The organism is Streptomyces fuscigenes (assembly GCF_021556455.1).
GTDB classification, from domain to species: Bacteria; Actinomycetota; Actinomycetes; order Streptomycetales; family Streptomycetaceae; genus Streptomyces; species Streptomyces fuscigenes.
The window spans coordinates 1-2,811 of the sequence record NZ_JAKGCV010000588.1 but is presented as its reverse complement, the minus strand read 5'-3'; the positions used below and the strand labels follow the sequence as shown (position 1 = coordinate 2,811).

The 2,811-nt window shown below is 73.9% G+C and carries 3 protein-coding genes; all 3 read right to left on the bottom strand.

The window, feature by feature from the left end; all coding sequences use genetic code 11:
• Positions 1-84: 84 nt before the first annotated feature.
• On the bottom strand, positions 85-804 hold the full coding sequence (locus L1885_RS26660; protein WP_235799721.1) for a hypothetical protein: 720 nt from the start codon (positions 802-804) through the stop codon (positions 85-87).
• 101 nt (positions 805-905) lie between these two features.
• A complete protein-coding gene (locus L1885_RS26655) occupies positions 906-1,409 on the bottom strand; it encodes a sec-independent translocase (RefSeq protein WP_235799720.1) in 504 nt (167 codons plus the stop codon).
• A 128-nt stretch (positions 1,410-1,537) separates the two neighbouring features.
• Positions 1,538-2,811 (bottom strand): S1C family serine protease (locus L1885_RS26650; protein WP_235799719.1); only part of this gene is annotated, 1,274 nt, incomplete at its 5' end.

Sequence of the window (2,811 nt, the reverse complement as noted above, 5' to 3'; positions counted from 1 at the left end):
CCGCGGCCCGTCGCCGCGCCGGGGTCCCGCACGCCGAGGGGCGCGCCCCGCCGGTCCGGCCGGGCGCGCCCCCGTCGTGGCCGGTCAGCCCTCGTACGTCCGCAGGTCCTCGATGCGGGCGAAGCCGAGGCCGTAGGCGCTCATGCCGCGCCCGTACGCCCCCAGGTGCACGCTGTCGGTGGAGCCGGCCAGCACCCAGCCGTACTCCGACTCGCGGTAGCGGAAGGGCGTCGGCACGCCGTCCACCGGCAGGGACAGCGTGGACCACTCGGGGCTGTCGAGGTCGTCCGCGAGCTCGAAGGCCGTCTCCGTCTGCTGGTTCAGCCAGTCGTCGCGCAGCGTGTGGTCCAGCTGGCCGGGCCAGGTGCACGCCAGGAGGCCCGAGCCGGCCAGCCAGGCCGCCGAGGACGCCGTCGTGGCGTCGAGCTGGCCCGTGCCGTCACCGCTGCGCCGCGCGGGGCTCGCCGCGACCGTGATGACGACGGCGAAGCGCTGCCGGTCGTCGCCCTCCTCGCCCTCGTCCGCCGCGGCGGCCGGGGCCGGGGACTCCGGCCGGACGGCGGGCTCCGAGCCGTGGCGCACCGCGCCGTGCTGCACGGTCCCGTCGGCGGCGGCCACGGCCTGCATCAGGGTGCGCGGGCCGGTGTAGGCCGCGTCCAGTCCGTACCAGGGGAACGTCGCCTTCAGATAGCCGTCGACGGCCTTCGACTGTGCCGCCGCGTCGCCTCTCACGGGCTTCTCGGCCTTCTCGGAAACCTCGTCCTTGTCGGAAACCTCGTCGGTCGCCTGACTGGTCGTCTCCATCGGTCCGGCCCGCCTCCTCGATCTGCCCAGGGTCCGGGGGATCACCTGCCGGACAGATGGAGGATAGCCACCCCGTCACCGCGGGACGGGACAGGTGGCCCTCAGGTGGCGTCCGCGTCGAACGGCGGGTGGTCGTCGCCGCCGGACTCCGGCTTCTTTTTGAGCAGGTCGGGCGTGGTGGAGACCGCCCCGGAACCGTTCGCCGAGGCGATCGGGGCCGCGGCCGTGTCGCGCCCGTGGACGGCGTCCGCGACCTCCGCCATCTCCTTCTTCAGCTCGACCTCGCCGAAGTCCTTCTTCAGCTCGGCGACGTCGGAGATCTCCTTGCGCAGGTCGAGGCTGCTGCGGATCTCCTTGAAGTCGTCGTTCTCCAGGAGCTGCTTGCGCACGAACGTCTTCGGGTTGAGGTCCTCGAAGTCGAAGTCCTTGAACTCGGGTCCGAGCTCGTTGCGGATGTCCTGCTTCGCGTTGTCGGAGAACTCCCGGACCTTGCGGATGAAGCGCGCGGTGTCCTGGATGACCTTCGGCAGCTTCTCGGGGCCGAAAACGATCACGGCGAGGAGCACGAGGGCGAGGATCTCCAGTGGACCGATGTCGTTGAACACCTAGCAGCTCCTTGTGCTCTCCGTGCCGTGGGGACGGTCCGCAGTCCGTCCTGGTCCGCGCTGGGGTCGAGGTCCGGGCCGTTACACGGTACCCGCACCCCCGCTCCCCGCGGTACCTCCCCGGCACTTCACATCCCCTCCGCCGTTCCGAGGGTCAGCGCGAGCGTCCGGGCGGTGCCGCCCCGGCGAACGGTGAGTTTCAGCCGGTCGCCCGGCCGGTGCGCGCGGATCTTCACGATCAGCTCCTCGCCGCTGTGCACCGCCTCGCCGTCCACGGCGGTGATGACGTCGCCCGCCCTGATCCCGGCCCTGGCGGCCGGGCCGTCCGCCTCGACGGCGGGGCCGCCGTCCGCGGCCTTCGTGCCGACCCGGGCGCCGTCGCCGGTGTACGCGGTGTCCAGCGTGACGCCTATCACGGGGTGGGTGGCCTTCCCGGTGGCGATGAGCTCCTCGGCGACACGCTTGGCCTGGTTGACCGGGATCGCGAAGCCGAGGCCGATGGAGCCCGCCTGGCCGCCGTCGGCGCTCTTGCCGCTGTCGGCGGCGCGTATCGCGCTGTTGATGCCGACGACCCGGCCGCCGGCGTCGACGAGGGGGCCGCCGGAGTTGCCCGGGTTGATCGGCGCGTCGGTCTGGAGGGCGTCCACGTAGCTGACGTCGGCGCCGCTCTCGCCGCCCGAGGTGATGGGGCGGTCCTTCGCGCTGATGATGCCCGAGGTCACCGTGTTGGACAGGTCGAAGGGCGCCCCTATGGCCACCACCGGGTCGCCGACGCGGACGTTGTCGGAGTTGCCGAGCGGCAGCGGCTTCAGCCCGGTGGCGCCCTTGACCTGGACGACGGCGAGGTCGTAGCCGCCGTCCTTGCCGACGAGCCGCGCGTCGGCCGTCCTGCCGTCGCTGAACGTGACGGATATCTCCCCGCCGCTGCCCGCGAGCGCCACGACGTGGTTGTTCGTCAGGATGTGGCCCGACCCGTCGAGGACGAAGCCCGTGCCGGTGCCGGACTCGTCGGCGCCCCGGACGTGCAGGGTGACGACTCCGGGCAGGGTGCTCGCCGCGATGGCCGCGACGCTGCCCGGCGCGCGTCCGCTCGCGTGGCGCGCCTCCTGGGGCAGTACGACCGCGGCGGCGGTCTCCCGGTGGTCCAGGTACGCGCCGACGGCGCCGCCGAGGACGCCCGCGACCAGTGCGCACACCAGCGCCGCCGGGAGGCCGGGCCGGCGCCGGGGCCGGCGGGCGCCGAAGTCCTCGTCCTCGGCGGCCGGCGCGTCCCACGGGTCGTGGCGCTGCCACGCGCCGCCCGCGTACCGGCCGTCCTGCTCCCCCGCGGGCAGCGGGTACGGCGGTCCGGGCACGGCGGCACCCGGACCGTACGGGTCCGGGACGGCGGCTCCGTAGGGGG

Coding starts and splice junctions, on each gene's coding strand:
- L1885_RS26660 (WP_235799721.1), bottom strand. CDS start 804: ATGGAGACGACCAGTCAGGCGACCGACGAGGTTTCCGACAAGGACGAG.